The organism is Streptomyces sp. NPDC001406 (assembly GCF_042895285.1).
In the GTDB taxonomy this organism is placed as follows: Bacteria; Actinomycetota; Actinomycetes; order Streptomycetales; family Streptomycetaceae; genus Streptomyces.
In genome coordinates this window covers 11,649-23,852 of sequence record NZ_JBIAWG010000020.1, presented here as the reverse complement: position 1 = coordinate 23,852, position 12,204 = coordinate 11,649, and the positions used below count along the sequence as shown (strand labels likewise).

Annotated in this window: 11 protein-coding genes; 3 read left to right on the top strand and 8 right to left on the bottom strand. The window is 70.3% G+C overall.

The annotated features are described in order from the left end of the window. Positions 1 to 35: 35 nt before the first annotated feature. Positions 36 to 1,952, top strand: coding sequence for an asparagine synthase (glutamine-hydrolyzing) (gene asnB, locus ACFY1J_RS37800; RefSeq protein ID WP_390732814.1), 1,917 nt, complete (start codon positions 36 to 38; stop codon positions 1,950 to 1,952). Between the two features lie 46 nt (positions 1,953 to 1,998). Here the strand turns inward: asnB and ACFY1J_RS37795 are convergent, their stop codons facing one another. Both ACFY1J_RS37795 and ACFY1J_RS37790 read right to left on the bottom strand, forming a co-directional pair. Next, a complete protein-coding gene (locus ACFY1J_RS37795) occupies positions 1,999 to 2,970 on the bottom strand; it encodes a hypothetical protein (RefSeq protein WP_390732813.1) in 972 nt (323 codons plus the stop codon). Between the two features lie 503 nt (positions 2,971 to 3,473). Then, on the bottom strand, positions 3,474 to 3,623 hold the full coding sequence (locus ACFY1J_RS37790; RefSeq protein WP_390708423.1) for a hypothetical protein: 150 nt from the start codon (positions 3,621 to 3,623) through the stop codon (positions 3,474 to 3,476). A gap of 182 nt (positions 3,624 to 3,805) precedes the next feature. Here ACFY1J_RS37790 and ACFY1J_RS37785 point away from each other — a divergent pair, with 182 nt between their 5' ends. Further along, positions 3,806 to 6,139, top strand: coding sequence for an ATP/GTP-binding protein (locus tag ACFY1J_RS37785; protein ID WP_390732812.1), 2,334 nt, complete (start codon positions 3,806 to 3,808; stop codon positions 6,137 to 6,139). Between the two features lie 80 nt (positions 6,140 to 6,219). Here ACFY1J_RS37785 and ACFY1J_RS37780 read toward each other — a convergent pair whose 3' ends face one another. The 6 genes from ACFY1J_RS37780 to ACFY1J_RS37755 form a co-directional block, all read right to left on the bottom strand. Continuing rightward, entirely contained in the window at positions 6,220 to 6,816 is a 597-nt protein-coding gene (locus ACFY1J_RS37780) for a hypothetical protein (protein WP_390708421.1), read from the bottom strand. Positions 6,817 to 6,910: 94 nt separating this feature from the next. Next, complete coding sequence (locus ACFY1J_RS37775) at positions 6,911 to 7,381, bottom strand: hypothetical protein (protein WP_390732811.1); 471 nt, start codon at positions 7,379 to 7,381, stop codon at positions 6,911 to 6,913. Positions 7,382 to 7,383: 2 nt separating this feature from the next. Beyond that, entirely contained in the window at positions 7,384 to 8,070 is a 687-nt protein-coding gene (locus ACFY1J_RS37770) for a DUF4232 domain-containing protein (protein WP_390708419.1), read from the bottom strand. Between the two features lie 252 nt (positions 8,071 to 8,322). After that, on the bottom strand, positions 8,323 to 9,459 hold the full coding sequence (locus ACFY1J_RS37765; protein WP_390732810.1) for a CU044_5270 family protein: 1,137 nt from the start codon (positions 9,457 to 9,459) through the stop codon (positions 8,323 to 8,325). Continuing rightward, positions 9,456 to 10,100, bottom strand: a complete 645-nt coding sequence (locus ACFY1J_RS37760) for an RNA polymerase sigma factor (protein WP_390708417.1) — start codon at positions 10,098 to 10,100, stop codon at positions 9,456 to 9,458. Before ACFY1J_RS37760 ends, ACFY1J_RS37765 begins: the two co-directional genes overlap by 4 nt. Before the next feature lie 187 nt (positions 10,101 to 10,287). Beyond that, entirely contained in the window at positions 10,288 to 10,539 is a 252-nt protein-coding gene (locus ACFY1J_RS37755; protein ID WP_390732809.1) for a hypothetical protein, read from the bottom strand. 445 nt (positions 10,540 to 10,984) lie between these two features. Here ACFY1J_RS37755 and ACFY1J_RS37750 point away from each other — a divergent pair, with 445 nt between their 5' ends. After that, positions 10,985 to 12,199 (top strand): acyltransferase family protein, encoded by a 1,215-nt coding sequence (locus ACFY1J_RS37750; protein WP_390732808.1) that lies wholly within the window; start codon positions 10,985 to 10,987, stop codon positions 12,197 to 12,199. The last annotated feature ends 5 nt before the right edge of the window (positions 12,200 to 12,204 follow it).

The window sequence follows — 12,204 nt, the reverse complement described above, 5'->3', positions numbered from 1 at the left end:
GCGAGTACGGCACCGAGCACGGCGGCGGAGGCCTGATGTGCGGCTTCGTGGTGGTCCTGAACCGCGCCTCGGCCAGGGGCGGCGATCCGTGTACGACGATCGAGCACCGGGGCCCCGACTCGTGCGGGCACCAGGACCTGCGGGGCGCCGACTGGCATGCGTCCCTGCACTTCCGCCGGCTCGCGATCATCGACGTCGGCTCCCGCAGCGACCAGCCCTTCGGTCATGCCGAGCGCGGGTTCCTCGTCTACAACGGGGAGCTCTACAACGTCCCCGAACTGCGGGAGACGCTGCGCTCCCGGGGTGTCCGGTTCGCCACCGACGGCGACACCGAGGTCCTGCACGAGCTGCTGCTCCAGCCGGACGCGGCACAACTGCTCGGGCAGGTCGACGGGATGTTCGCCTTCGTCCAGGTCCTGCCCGACGGGCAGGTGCGGTACGGACGCGACCGGCTGGGCATCAAGCCCCTCTACGTCGCCACGGACACGGCGGGCCGCGTCACCGCCCTGGCCAGTGAGATCGCTCCGCTGCGCGCGCTGGGTCTTGCCGAGCACGTCGATCCCGTGGCCGTCGCGCAGGGGGCGATGTTCCTGTGGACGCCTCCCCCGCGCACGGGCTGGCACCGGGTGCACGCGGCGCAGGCCGGCACCGTGCACCACGTCCTGCCGCCCGAGTACGCGCGCCCCCGGCTCGTCTGGCAGGCCGAGGCCCCCGCGCCGGCCGAGGACATCGGCGCGGCGGTGCGTGAGTCGGTACGACGCCAGGTGAGGGCGGACGTGCCGGTCGGGCTGCTGCTGAGCGGGGGCGTCGACAGCACCTGGCTGGGCGTGGAACTGGGCCGGGCGGGGTTCTCCGGCCCCGTCTTCTCGGCACGTGACGCCTCGCCGCGGCAGGACCCGGCGGAACCCTTCGAGGGGGACGCGCCCTATGCCGAGCGGGCGGCCCGCCACCTCGGTGTGCCGCTGCACTGGGTGGACCTCGATGTCGATGTGCTGCGGCAAGTGCCCGAGATGGTGCGGGTGATGGAGTTGCCCTTCGGCGACCCGGCGGCCATCGCGCTCATGCGCCTGTCGCGGGCCGCGCGCGCCGAGGCGACCGTGCTGCTGTCCGGGCTCGGTGTGGAGGAGCTGTTCCTGGGCTACGAGCGGTACCAGGCCGTACGGATGCTGCAGCGGATTCCCGCGCCCGGCCGAAGGCTGCTCGGGCGTGCGGCCCGGGGCCCGGTCCCCGGGAGGCTGCGCGAACGGACGGACAAGCTCGGCCGGATGTGCCGGCTAAGTCCCCGCGACTGGGCGTGGGGCGGCCAGTCCTATTTCACGGCCGGGGAATGGGCGCAACTGTCCCCGAAGGTCGAACTGGACGAGGTCACCGCCGCCCACCGCGACATCACCGACCCCCTGCTGGCGGCGGGAGCGAGCCCGTTGCACGCCGTCGCGGAGTGCGACCGGCGTCTGTTCCTGCCGGGCCTCAACCTCCTGTACGGGGACCGCGCGTCGATGCGGGCCAGTGTGGAACTGCGGGTGCCGTTCCTCGGCGAACCCGTCGTCGCCGTGGCACTCGCCGCCCGCGCGGAGGACCAGCTCCGCACGGGCAACGGCAAGGCGCAGTTCCGGGCCGCCGCGTCGGCCGCGGGGGTTCCCGACTTCGTCACGCGCCGTTCGAAGACGGGCTTCGGGGCGCCGGTCCGCTCCCTGCTGCGACGGCACGGACAGCACCTGTGGTCATGGGTACGGCAGTCCGGCGTCTTCGACGAGCTCTTCGACCGGCGGACCGCCGACCGGTTCGTGACCGAGCACGTGTCCGGAGAGCGTGAGCGCGGGCTGGCCGTGTTCGGTCTCTTCTGTACGGCGGTGTGGTGGGAGCAGAACGTCGAGGGAGCCGCGGCCGGCGCCCGTGCCGGGGACGGGCGGATCGCCGAAGCCCTGCGGAACTACCGGGCGACCGCGCCCTGACCCGGCCGCGGCGAGGACGGCAGCGGGCTCCTCACCAAGGCGCTCATCAGGCGCTCCGCGCCGTCTGGAGTGCGGTCAGCGCGTCCAGGAGCGGCGCCAGACTCCACCGCGGCGACCTGCGGACCGGCGGCCCCGGCCGCCGGGGCTGCTCCGGCACGAAGCGGCTGACGGCCGCGAGGACCCGCTCCGCGAACCCGGGGCGCACGTAGCCGTGTTCCTCCGCCCAGGTCGCCATGCGCACGGCCGTCGCGTCGTTGTTGGGGTCAGTGCACATGCGCCCGCGCCGTCCCGGCTTCTCGTCCGCGTAGTAGCGAGGCACCGGGCCGTCAAACAAGTGGTCGAGGTAGTAGCGGACTCCCGAGTCGATCGCCTTGTCGTGTTCGAGCCCGAGTCCGCGCGCGGCCGCGTCCAGCCGCAGCAGCACATAGCCGGTGTGGAAGCCGTCCACCCAGCCGAGGCTCGCGGACGTACCGTACGGCCACGCGCCGTCCGGGCGCTGCCCGGCCACCGTGGCGGACACCGCCGTACGTGCCGCATCGAGCAGGCGGGCAGCAATCGGGCGGGGCATGCCGTCCAGGTGGGCGAGTCGCGTGGCCAGTGCCGCGCCCATGAGGTTCGCGTTGTGGATGAGCGTGCCGGACGCCGGCGTGTAGGCGAAGTGCGTGCCGGTGTACAGACCGTCCAGCAGTCCGGCGGCGAGTCTTTCGGCACCGCTGCCGTTCAGCGTTCCGCTGTCGAGGCATCCGTCGGCGCAGAAGGTGGTGGCCACGATGTTCGGCATGGAGGACGGGTAGTACCCCCAGCGGGTCTGCACATCGAACTCGTAGCTCCACAGCCCCGCATGGCGTCCCCGCAGTTGCCGGGCGGCGGTCCACCGGCCGAGCTCGCGCGCCCTGCCGTGCCACAGCGGGGAGTCGGCGAGGCGGCTGCACGCGGTCGCGCCGACACCGCAGGCGGTCGCCGTGCGCAGCGGGCGGATCGCCAGAAGGGGGCGGAGATCGGCCGGGCTTCTCTTCACCGCCTGGAGGAGGGCCTGACGCAGGAAGGGGTGAACGGTCAGGCGCGCCAGGGGACTTGTTAGGCCGTCATAGGGATCCGGGCCCGCCCAGGCGCAATCGTCGAGCAATCGGAAAACGCGATCGGCGCGCCTTTCGAGTTCTTCGGGCGTCATCAGATCGGCGGTGAATTCAGCATCCGTCAGACTGCTGCTTTTCCAAGCGGCCACTGGCTCTCCGGAGGTCCATCCGGCCGGGTCGGTTTTCCCCGCCGAAGTCCGTCAGGCCAGGCTAAGGTCACAACCAGCGCGAAGACGCCGGACGACGCACCCTTCCATTGGTAATTCGGGAGCCCGGACGATTCATACGAATGAAGAATCGGCCCGTTGAGAATCCACCCGTGTTTGCATTTCCGCCCCGCAGGATCGCGTCAAGTGGGCACGTGGGCAAGGGCCATGGACATGGACCGCAACGCCGCCGCCATTACGGCGTAATAGCGGCCCGGTGTCATGACCACGGCCGGCCGTCACCTCCCGCGCAGCCACCACCACAGCCACTGGACCAGCGCCGAACCGATCGCGCCGGCCGCCCCGAGCGCGGCCCGCAGGGCGAAGCGGCGGCACAGCGCGGCCCGTACGCGACGCGGTCGCCGCTCGATCTCGTCATGGGTCGTCATGCGTTTCCTCCAGCTCTGGGGCCGATGTGCGCCCCGTGCCGGCCATCATGGCCACGCGCAGGCTCCCCCGGGTCGATCACTGCGTTGCCGTCACCAAGTGGCAGCACTCGCGGAGCGTTGCCGTCTGAGCCGTCAACAGCCGTTGCACTGCGACCGGTTGGGGTAGCCGTGATACTGACCGGATGCACAACGGACAGGCGCCCCAGGGCAGCGATGCGGCCGTGGACAGCTCCGCCCGGCCGGTACGTCTGGCGCCCCTGAAGGAAGACCTGCCGCCGGAGAAACGCGCGCTGGCGGAGGATCTGCGCCACGTCTTCCTCTCCCTCGGTGTCAGCGTCCGGCGCTATGCGGCCCGCCGACATCTGGACGCCAGCTCGGTGACCCGCTACCTCAACGGCGACCGGGTCCCGCCCTGGAGCTTCATCGCCGGTGTCGTGGCCGACCTCGGCGAGACACAGGCCCCGCTGACCGGCGAGGCCGAGGAGGCGTTGCGCGAGCTGCACCGGGCCGCGCTCAGGTCCAACGGCCGCCGCAGCGAGGTGGAACGGCTGCAGGACCGGCTGTCGGAGACCGACGAGAAGACCCGGCGCCTGCGGATCCAGCAGCGGGCGCTGGAGGAGATGCTGCAGGACCGGGAGACACGGCTGGCGGAGCTCCGGGGCCGGTGCCGCAACCTGGAGATGCGGCTCGAACAGCAGCACTTCGCGCATCACGCGGAGCTGGAGGTGTGGCGGGAGGAGTACAGCGACCTGCAGGAGGAGGTCCACTGCCTGCGCCAGGTGCTGGCCACCACCCGGACCGAGCTGATCGAGGCCGAGGAGCGCTGCCACCGGCTGGAGGCACGGCTGGAGACACTGCACGCCGGGGACGGCGACGAGCCGGACCGGCCCCGCTCGCTCATGGTGATGCTGGAGGAAGCCGACCGGACGGCGTCCGTGCCCGAACTGGTCCGGGTCGTGGGCGACCTGGAGCTGCACACCCGCAAGGCCACGGCGGGTGAACTGGTGCGCTCCGTCAGCCGCTCGCGCACCGTGGCGGAGGTGGCGGGCCTGCTGATCGCGCTGCGCCGGGCCGGGTACGACGCCCATGTCCAGACCGCGCTGCCGACCATGGTCACCGGCCGCCCGGTCGCCGACATCGGCGCCCTGGCCCACGCGCTGTACCGGGAAGGCCTGGACGACTACGTCCTGACCCTGCTGCAGGCGTCGGTGGAGTTCCACGTCAGCGCGGACCTGGTGGTGTTCGTACGAGCCCTGGACTCGGCCGGGCTGCACGAGCACGCCGAGAGCCTGCTGGGGGCGGTGGCCGCGGTCCGGCCGGTCGGCGACCTGGTGACGGTCACGGAGTGCCTGGCCCGCGGCGAGCTCAACCCCGCCGTCACCACGGCGATGTCCGTCGCGGCCGCCCGGCGTTCGGTGCCCGATCTGGTGGCGCTGAGTCTCGGGCTGCGCGAGGCGGACGCGCCCGAGCTGCCCTCGCTGGCCGACGCCCTGCAGGCGGCGGCCGCCAGACAGCGGTCGGCGTCGGACGTGCTCCACTTCGTGGACTCGCTGGCGCTGTCCGGCCTGGGCCGGGACGCCGACAAGGTCTTCGAGAGCACCCAGCAGCGTGGTGTGGGGCATCTGATCGCGCTCGTCTACGTCCTGTTGCAGGCTCACCGCTACGACGACGCCTGGTCGGTGGTGGTCCACGCCTCCAAGACGCGGCCGGTCGACGATCTCGCAGCCCTGATCAGCGACTTCTACGGTGCCGGACGCCGCCAGTACGCGGCGGAGCTGCTGATCGTGGCCGTACGAACCCGATCGGCGGCCCAGGTACGGGCCCTGCTCGGTGCCCTGGACCAGACGTTCCCCGGTGCGGGCGGCGTGGTGCGCACCGCGGCCCGCACCGGCACGCCACCGGCCGTGGCCGCGCTGCTGACCTGTATGGAGCGGTGCGAGCTGCACGATCACGCCGAAGCCATCTTCCAGCACGCCCTGAACGACATCGAGCCCCGGCTGCTGGGCGAGTTCCTCGACGCCCTGGCCCGGGCCGGCTCCCGCTACGCCGACCCCACCTCCCTGGCCGAGCGCGCCCGGACCGCGGCGGTGCCCAAGGTGGCCCGTCTGCTGCTGGCCCTGGAGTCGGTCGGGATGCACCGGCACCTCGAAGCCGTGGTGGAGGTGCAGTGCCGTAGCGCCATGGTGGCGAACTTCCCTCCGCTGGTGATGGACGTCGAGTCCCTCGACAGCCGGCGCGACCCGGTGGCCTGGCCCGTCGTGGAGCGGATCCTCGACCGGGTGGTGGACGTGCGCTCCCCCGCCGACCAGGCCGCTCTGGCCAGCGCGTTCGAGGCGACCGGCCGGACCCGGTACGCCGAGCATCTGGTCGCCCGCGCCTCCGGCCTCCACGGGCGGCGTTTCCGGGACGAGCTGAAGAAGGAACGCGCCCGCTACGAACGCCGTGGCGTCTCCCGCGCCCTGTGGCTGCCCGCCCCGGACGTCCGCGAGGACGAGCCGGCACAGCCGACGCCGTAGCAGGCGGCGGAGCGGGAGAGATGGAGGCGGACGCGCTCCAGCCGCCGGCCACTGCTCCCGCTCCCGCAGGACACGACCGTTCAGGGCGTCCAGGCTCTGAAGCCGTACGGCGGGTACTGCCGCGTCAGCCGGTCCGCCTGGGCCAGCAGCCCACGTCGCTTGCGCATGCGCGACCACGTGAGCCATACGACGCCCGTGTCCAGCAGCACGGCGAAGCACAGCGGCACGACCAGGGCGCCCTTCCCGGTGCTGATCAGCTGTGCCGCCATGCCGATCGCCCCGAGGAAGATGACCACCGCGGCCGGAACGAGTTTGAGCAGGTTCATCTCGTTCCTGACCAGCTCGGCGTGATGGCGAGCGGCGCGGGCGCTGGCCCCGTGGAAGGCGGGGTGCCGCGCGGCGACTTCGAAGGGCGTGCCCGGTGCCAGGGCTTCCTGGCGCGCCGCCGCCTCCGGATCCGGCACGAACACCCGGCGCCGTACGGCCTTGCTGCCCAGCGTCTCCAGATGGCGGTATCCATAGGCGGTGGCCAGCTGGATCGCCTGGTCCGGCAGCAGCTGCGTCGTCTTGATCACCACCTGTGGCCGGCCGTCGAAGAGGTGCGCGAAAGCGCCGGGCCTCAGCCGCCGGGCCTCCGCCATCCGCTCCGCGAACGTCCCCCGCACCTCGCTGACCACGACACCGCTCCCCACTCGCCGACACCGGCACACCCATGATCATGTACGCGTCGTACGGTACCGGGGCCCGGCCGGCGCCGTCGGCGAGGGTCCGTCAGGCCGGTTTCTTTGTGGATGAGGTCGGCTTGTCCGTTGCGGTGGGGGCTCGCTCGAAGACGACCAGGTGCCAGTCGCCCTTCTCCCGCATCACGGTGAGCGTGTCCCGCATGGTCTTCCCGCCCTTGTCCGTGGCCTCGATGCGGGCGGAGCCGACGTCCGGGCTGATGTCGTACTCGATCCGGACGTTCTTGATCGTCCAACCGCGGCCACCCTTGTCGGCGAGGATCTGCGCCGCTTCGCGCCGCGACCACTGTCCGTCCGGCACGCCACCGATCGCGATCAGTGCGGCGGCGCTGCGCTTGTTGAGCGCGTCGACATACGCTTCGACGGCCTCGCGTGCGCCGTTGGACGAGGACCGGCCGGAAGACGGTGGACGGGCCGTGTCGCTGTTGCCGGACGAGCATGCGGGCAGGGCGAACACGGTGGGCAGAGCGGCCATCGCGGCTAGCAGTCGTCGGCGTTCCATGGCTAGGAGTGGAAGGACCCGAACTTCACGTCCTTGGTGCAGACGTTGAAGACGCCGGCCGAGCCGTTCGCCTTGGTCACCTTGACGGTGCGGGCGATGTCCTTCGGGAGGGCGATCTCCACCTTGGAGGCCTGTACGGCGCAGACCTCGCGGGCGGACTGGCTGCCCTCGAAGTTGAGGTCCGTGTAGAGGACTTCGGCGGAGGCGGAGGCACCGGCCGCGATGTCGACGGCGTCGGTGCCGGCGGCCGAGTTGTCGGTCTCGATGGGTGCGGCCTTGCCCTGGTCGTCCTTGGCGGTCAGGGTGCTCGCGCCCACGAGGGTGCAGGTGCTGCCCGAGGTGTTGGTGACCTTGACGGTGGCGGCCGCCGGCTCCGACTCGCTGGCGTGCGAGGCCGAGGCGATGAACTGGACGGTGGTCGTCTTGGTGGTGCACGCGCCGACGGCACCTCCGCCGGAGCCGGTCCCCTTGCCGGCCGCGGTCGCCGACGCCTTGGCGCCGCCCGGCTTGCCCGTGGACGTGCCCCCGGTGCCGGAGCCCGTCGAGCCCGTCGATGTCGACGACGCCGTGGCGCTCGGGCTGGAGCCGTCCTTGGCCTTGGCGTCGTCATTGCCCGAGTTGCAGGCAGTGAGGCTGAGGCCGGCGACGAATACGGCGGCCGTGGCGAGGGTGGCGGTACGCAGACGCATGAGTGGTTGTCCCCTGGGTCAGTCCGGCACAGTGCCGGTGGTCTTCGACGTGAGTAGTCCACGTCGGGCACCCCACCTGCGGTTGCGCTGACGATCTGTCACCCGCCTGTGAAACAACTCACCGGTAACTTCACACAACCAGGGCATGCCGGGCGGCATCTGACAAGCAATCGCCTTCCGGAACGCCGGTGCCCCGGCACGCCCTCTGCGGGGCGGCCGGGGCAGCGGTGAAGCAATGGGGCGGTGGGGGCGTCAGCCGTTCTCGCCGGGGACCTGCTTCATGCCGTCCACGATCGCGCGCTTGACGATGGCGCTGGTGTACCTGACGGTGCCGGGCTTCATCAGGCCGCCGTCCTCGTTGGTCGCCTTCACCTGGACCTCGCGCTTGCCGAGGAAGACATGGGTCTTCTTGTCGAAGATCCACTCCTCGCGGGTGCCGCCGGTCTCGTCCAGCCGGGCCACCGCCACGCCGGGGCGGCCGAGTGCGTCCTTCACCTCCGGTACGACGACGACTCCGGGAATCTTCGCGGCGGCCTTGAACAGCGCCGAGTAGAGCTCGGCAGGCGGGTAGGACTCGCCCAGCAGGTCACCGATCGTGGTGAACGCCTGCTGGTCGAGGCTGTTTCCGTGCCCCTCGGACGCCTTGTAGATCATGGCCAGCAGCTTGTCGGGGTCCGTGGTGAGCTTGGTCAGGTAGTCGTACGACGGGGCGTTGAGCGTGGCCTGCGGAGTGTTGCCCAGCTCGTCCGGCAGGCTCAGCGTCTCGCCCGCGGGGTCGTCGTTGGAGGCGGGGTCGATCAGCCAGCCCTTGGTGCCGTCCGCGGACTCCCACACCTGGCGCTTGTGCAGCGCATGGCCGGCCAGGGAGACCTTGTCGCCGTCGTACCGCGGATAGGTATCGGCGCTCTTCGACTCGATGTAGACGTACTGTCCCGGCTTGAGGCCGGGGGTACGGACCTCGGCCGCCGCCAGCGAGATCTGGTCCAGCAACTGCGGGACGCCCTTGGTGGTCGGGGTGCCGAGCTGGGTGGTGAGGGCCGGGCCGCCGGCGACGCCGCCCGTCCTGACACCGTCGGCGTCGTTCATCACCGACACGGCGACCACCGCGCCCGCCAGGACGCAGGCCAGGGCGGGAAGCGTGATCGCCGGGCGCGGCAGACGGAAGCGGCCCGTCTTCGGGCGGGCTCCCGGCGCGGTGGCCGTGGCCATCGCCGTCGTCGTGCACTCCTGCCGCTGGTCTTCCTGCTGAATGTCCTGCTGAATGCGAGCCATCAGACGCTCCTTGTGGAACTGGTGACGGCCCGTCGGCAGGTCGCGCACCGTCGGAGGCAGGAGAGTTGCGCTCTCTTCCCACTCGGCCGGGCTCTGCCGGGACGGGGTCGCTTTCATCGGTTTCCTTCCGATACGGGCCGGATCGCGTGGTTACGTTCTCCTCTTGTCTGGCGATCCGGCGGACCGAGTTCCCGTTTTCCGCGCACGAGTTCGGCGGGCGGTCCCGCCAGCTCGGCTTCGGTGAGGCGGCGCAGCTTCACGCGGGCCCGGGAGAGGCGGGAGCGGACCGTGCCGACCGGAATCCCGAGCGCCTCGGCCGCCGCCGTGTACTCCAGCCCCTCCCACAGACACAGCGCCAGGACCTCGCGCTCCGGTCTGCGCAGCAGGGCGAGTGCGCGGAGCGCGGCGGCGATGCGCCGGCGGTCGTCGAGCCGGCCCGCGACCTCGTCGGCGTGGTCGGGCAGCGCGGTCTCGGCCTCGGCGGCGGAGATGGCTGCCGCCCGGTAGCGCCGGTTGCTCCGGTAGTGGCCGCGGGCGACGTTCGTCGCGACGCCGAGCAGCCAGGGCCGCAGGGAGCCGCCCCCGGCCTCGACCCGGTCGCGCAGCCGCCAGACCTCCATGAAGGTCTCCGCCATCACGTCCTCGGCCGCCGCCCAGTCGGCGGTCAGCCGGAACGCATGGTTGTAGACCGCCCGGGCGTAGCTGTCGAACAGTTCGGCGAAGGCGCTCGGATCCCCGGCCCGTACCCGGGTACGCATATGAGTGCTCACCCCCCTTAACTGCTGGGGCGAGCGCCCCTGGTTCCCGTGACTCACGTCACACCGGACTCCAGGGGCTCGCGCTGCCCCAGTGGCCACCTCAGCCTGAAAAATGGCAAAAATAAAACGCCGAGCGGAACTCGGCGACATATCGAGAGAAGATATTCGAGAGGAGATTCCCTATCCTCTATCCACCCCTCTTCTGCGATACATCCAGAATTACACTTTCCCTCTTCAGGGTGAATTGATTGTCAATAATTACCACGGGCGAGTCGACTCGCACATTCACAGCGACCGGACCAGCGGATGAAAAAAGTCCCACAAGAATGGCAAGCAGTGTTCCAATCAACCCCACCCATGCCGTCACCGAGTTCATCCGCGCCACACGTTCAGCGACTCCTCCAGCTCGTCTCTGCAGGTCACAGCGCTTCTTCTTCACTTCATCACCTTCCAATCAGATTCCTGTTCTGGGCATAAATAAGCCCGGGTCGGAGCCTTTCGCTCACCCGGGCACAGGTCGCCAGGACTATGCGCACATGGCGCTTTGTTTCTTCGTTGTTCGTGGTCCCATGCTATCATTTCCGCGCCGAAATGGCAACGCGACGAACCTCTTGGCGAGGCCGTCGTTACGAGGATGGAACGGGGGCCTCCGAAGCTTTTCTTCGGAGCCTTGCGAAACAGAAGAGTACCCATTTTTGGCGTCCCGTCAACCCCATTCGGTCGAGCCGAACACGGGCCGTGCGAGGTCCCCTCTTCAACAACCCTTGAGTGAGCCACGAGCGCGCGTCTGTACAAACAGCGATGCAATCCCGCCGAGTCTCACCGTTCGCGCCCCCCACGCAGGACCACATCGCTGCAGGACCTCACCCGAGAACGGAAGTCCCATGGCCACAGACCAAGTACTGACCGGCTCCGCGCCGGCCGGAGAGAGCGGTGTGGGTGCCCAGGCCGCTGAAGCCGCCGAAGCCGCCGAGCCGAAGCGTGCCCAGATCTCCCGGCTGCCGTCCCTGACCGGCCTGCGGTTCCTCGCCGCGCTGGCCGTGTTCGCCCACCACGCCTTCCTGCCGATACCGCCGCTGCGGCTGCTGGCCGACGACCGTACCGAGTTCCGGCTGTTCCGCTGGTTCGACCAGGCCGGCGGGCTCGGTGTGTCGTTCTTCTTCGTGCTCAGCGGGTTCGTACTGACCTGGTCGGCGCGGGACAACGACACCACGACGGGGTTCTGGCGCCGCAGGTTCGTCAAGATCTACCCGAACTACGTGGTCGCCTGGGTGCTCGCCATGGTGCTGTTCGCCAGTGACTACACCTCCACCCGGATCGCCGTCGCCAACCTGTTCATGGTTCAGGTGTGGGTGCCCAAGTACTTCACCAACTTCAGTGTGGACTCGCCGAGTTGGTCGCTGGGCGTGGAGGCGGTCTTCTATCTGAGCTTCCCGCTGCTGCTGGCCGTCTTCCGGCGCATCGACGCCCGGCACCTGAAGTACTGGATCATCGGGGCGATCGCCGCGGTGTGGGCCACTCCGGCGGTGGCGTACGCGGCGTTCCCGAAGACCCCGCTGGTGCCCAGCGGCCAGGACCTGTCCGTCTCCGCGTACTGGTTCAGCTATGTGCTGCCCCCGGTCCGCATGGTCGACTTCGCCCTCGGCATCCTGGTCGCACTCGCGGTCAAGCACGGGCGCTGGCGCAACATCGGCATGATCCCGTCGTTCGTGCTGCTGGCCGGCGGGTACTGGCTCACCTACCACGTGCCCTACCTCTACGGGCAGCGCGCCGCGATGATCATCCCGATCGCGCTGCTGATCGCGGCCGCGGCGACCGCGGACATCGAGGGCCGCTTCAGCCTGTTCCGCAACCGCACGATGGTCTGGCTGGGCGAGATCTCCTTCGCCTTCTACCTGCTGCACTACATAGCGCTGTCCTGGCTGCGCAAGCAGCTCGGCACGGAGATGTACTCCACCACGCAGGGCATCGCGATGCTGGTCGGCGCGGCCGTCGGCACGGTGGTGCTGTCCTGGCTGCTCTACCGGCTGGTCGAAGCTCCGCTGGTGCGCCGGTTCAGCCGGCCGCGGCGGGCAGCGCGTACGGAGGTCGTCGCCTGATCACC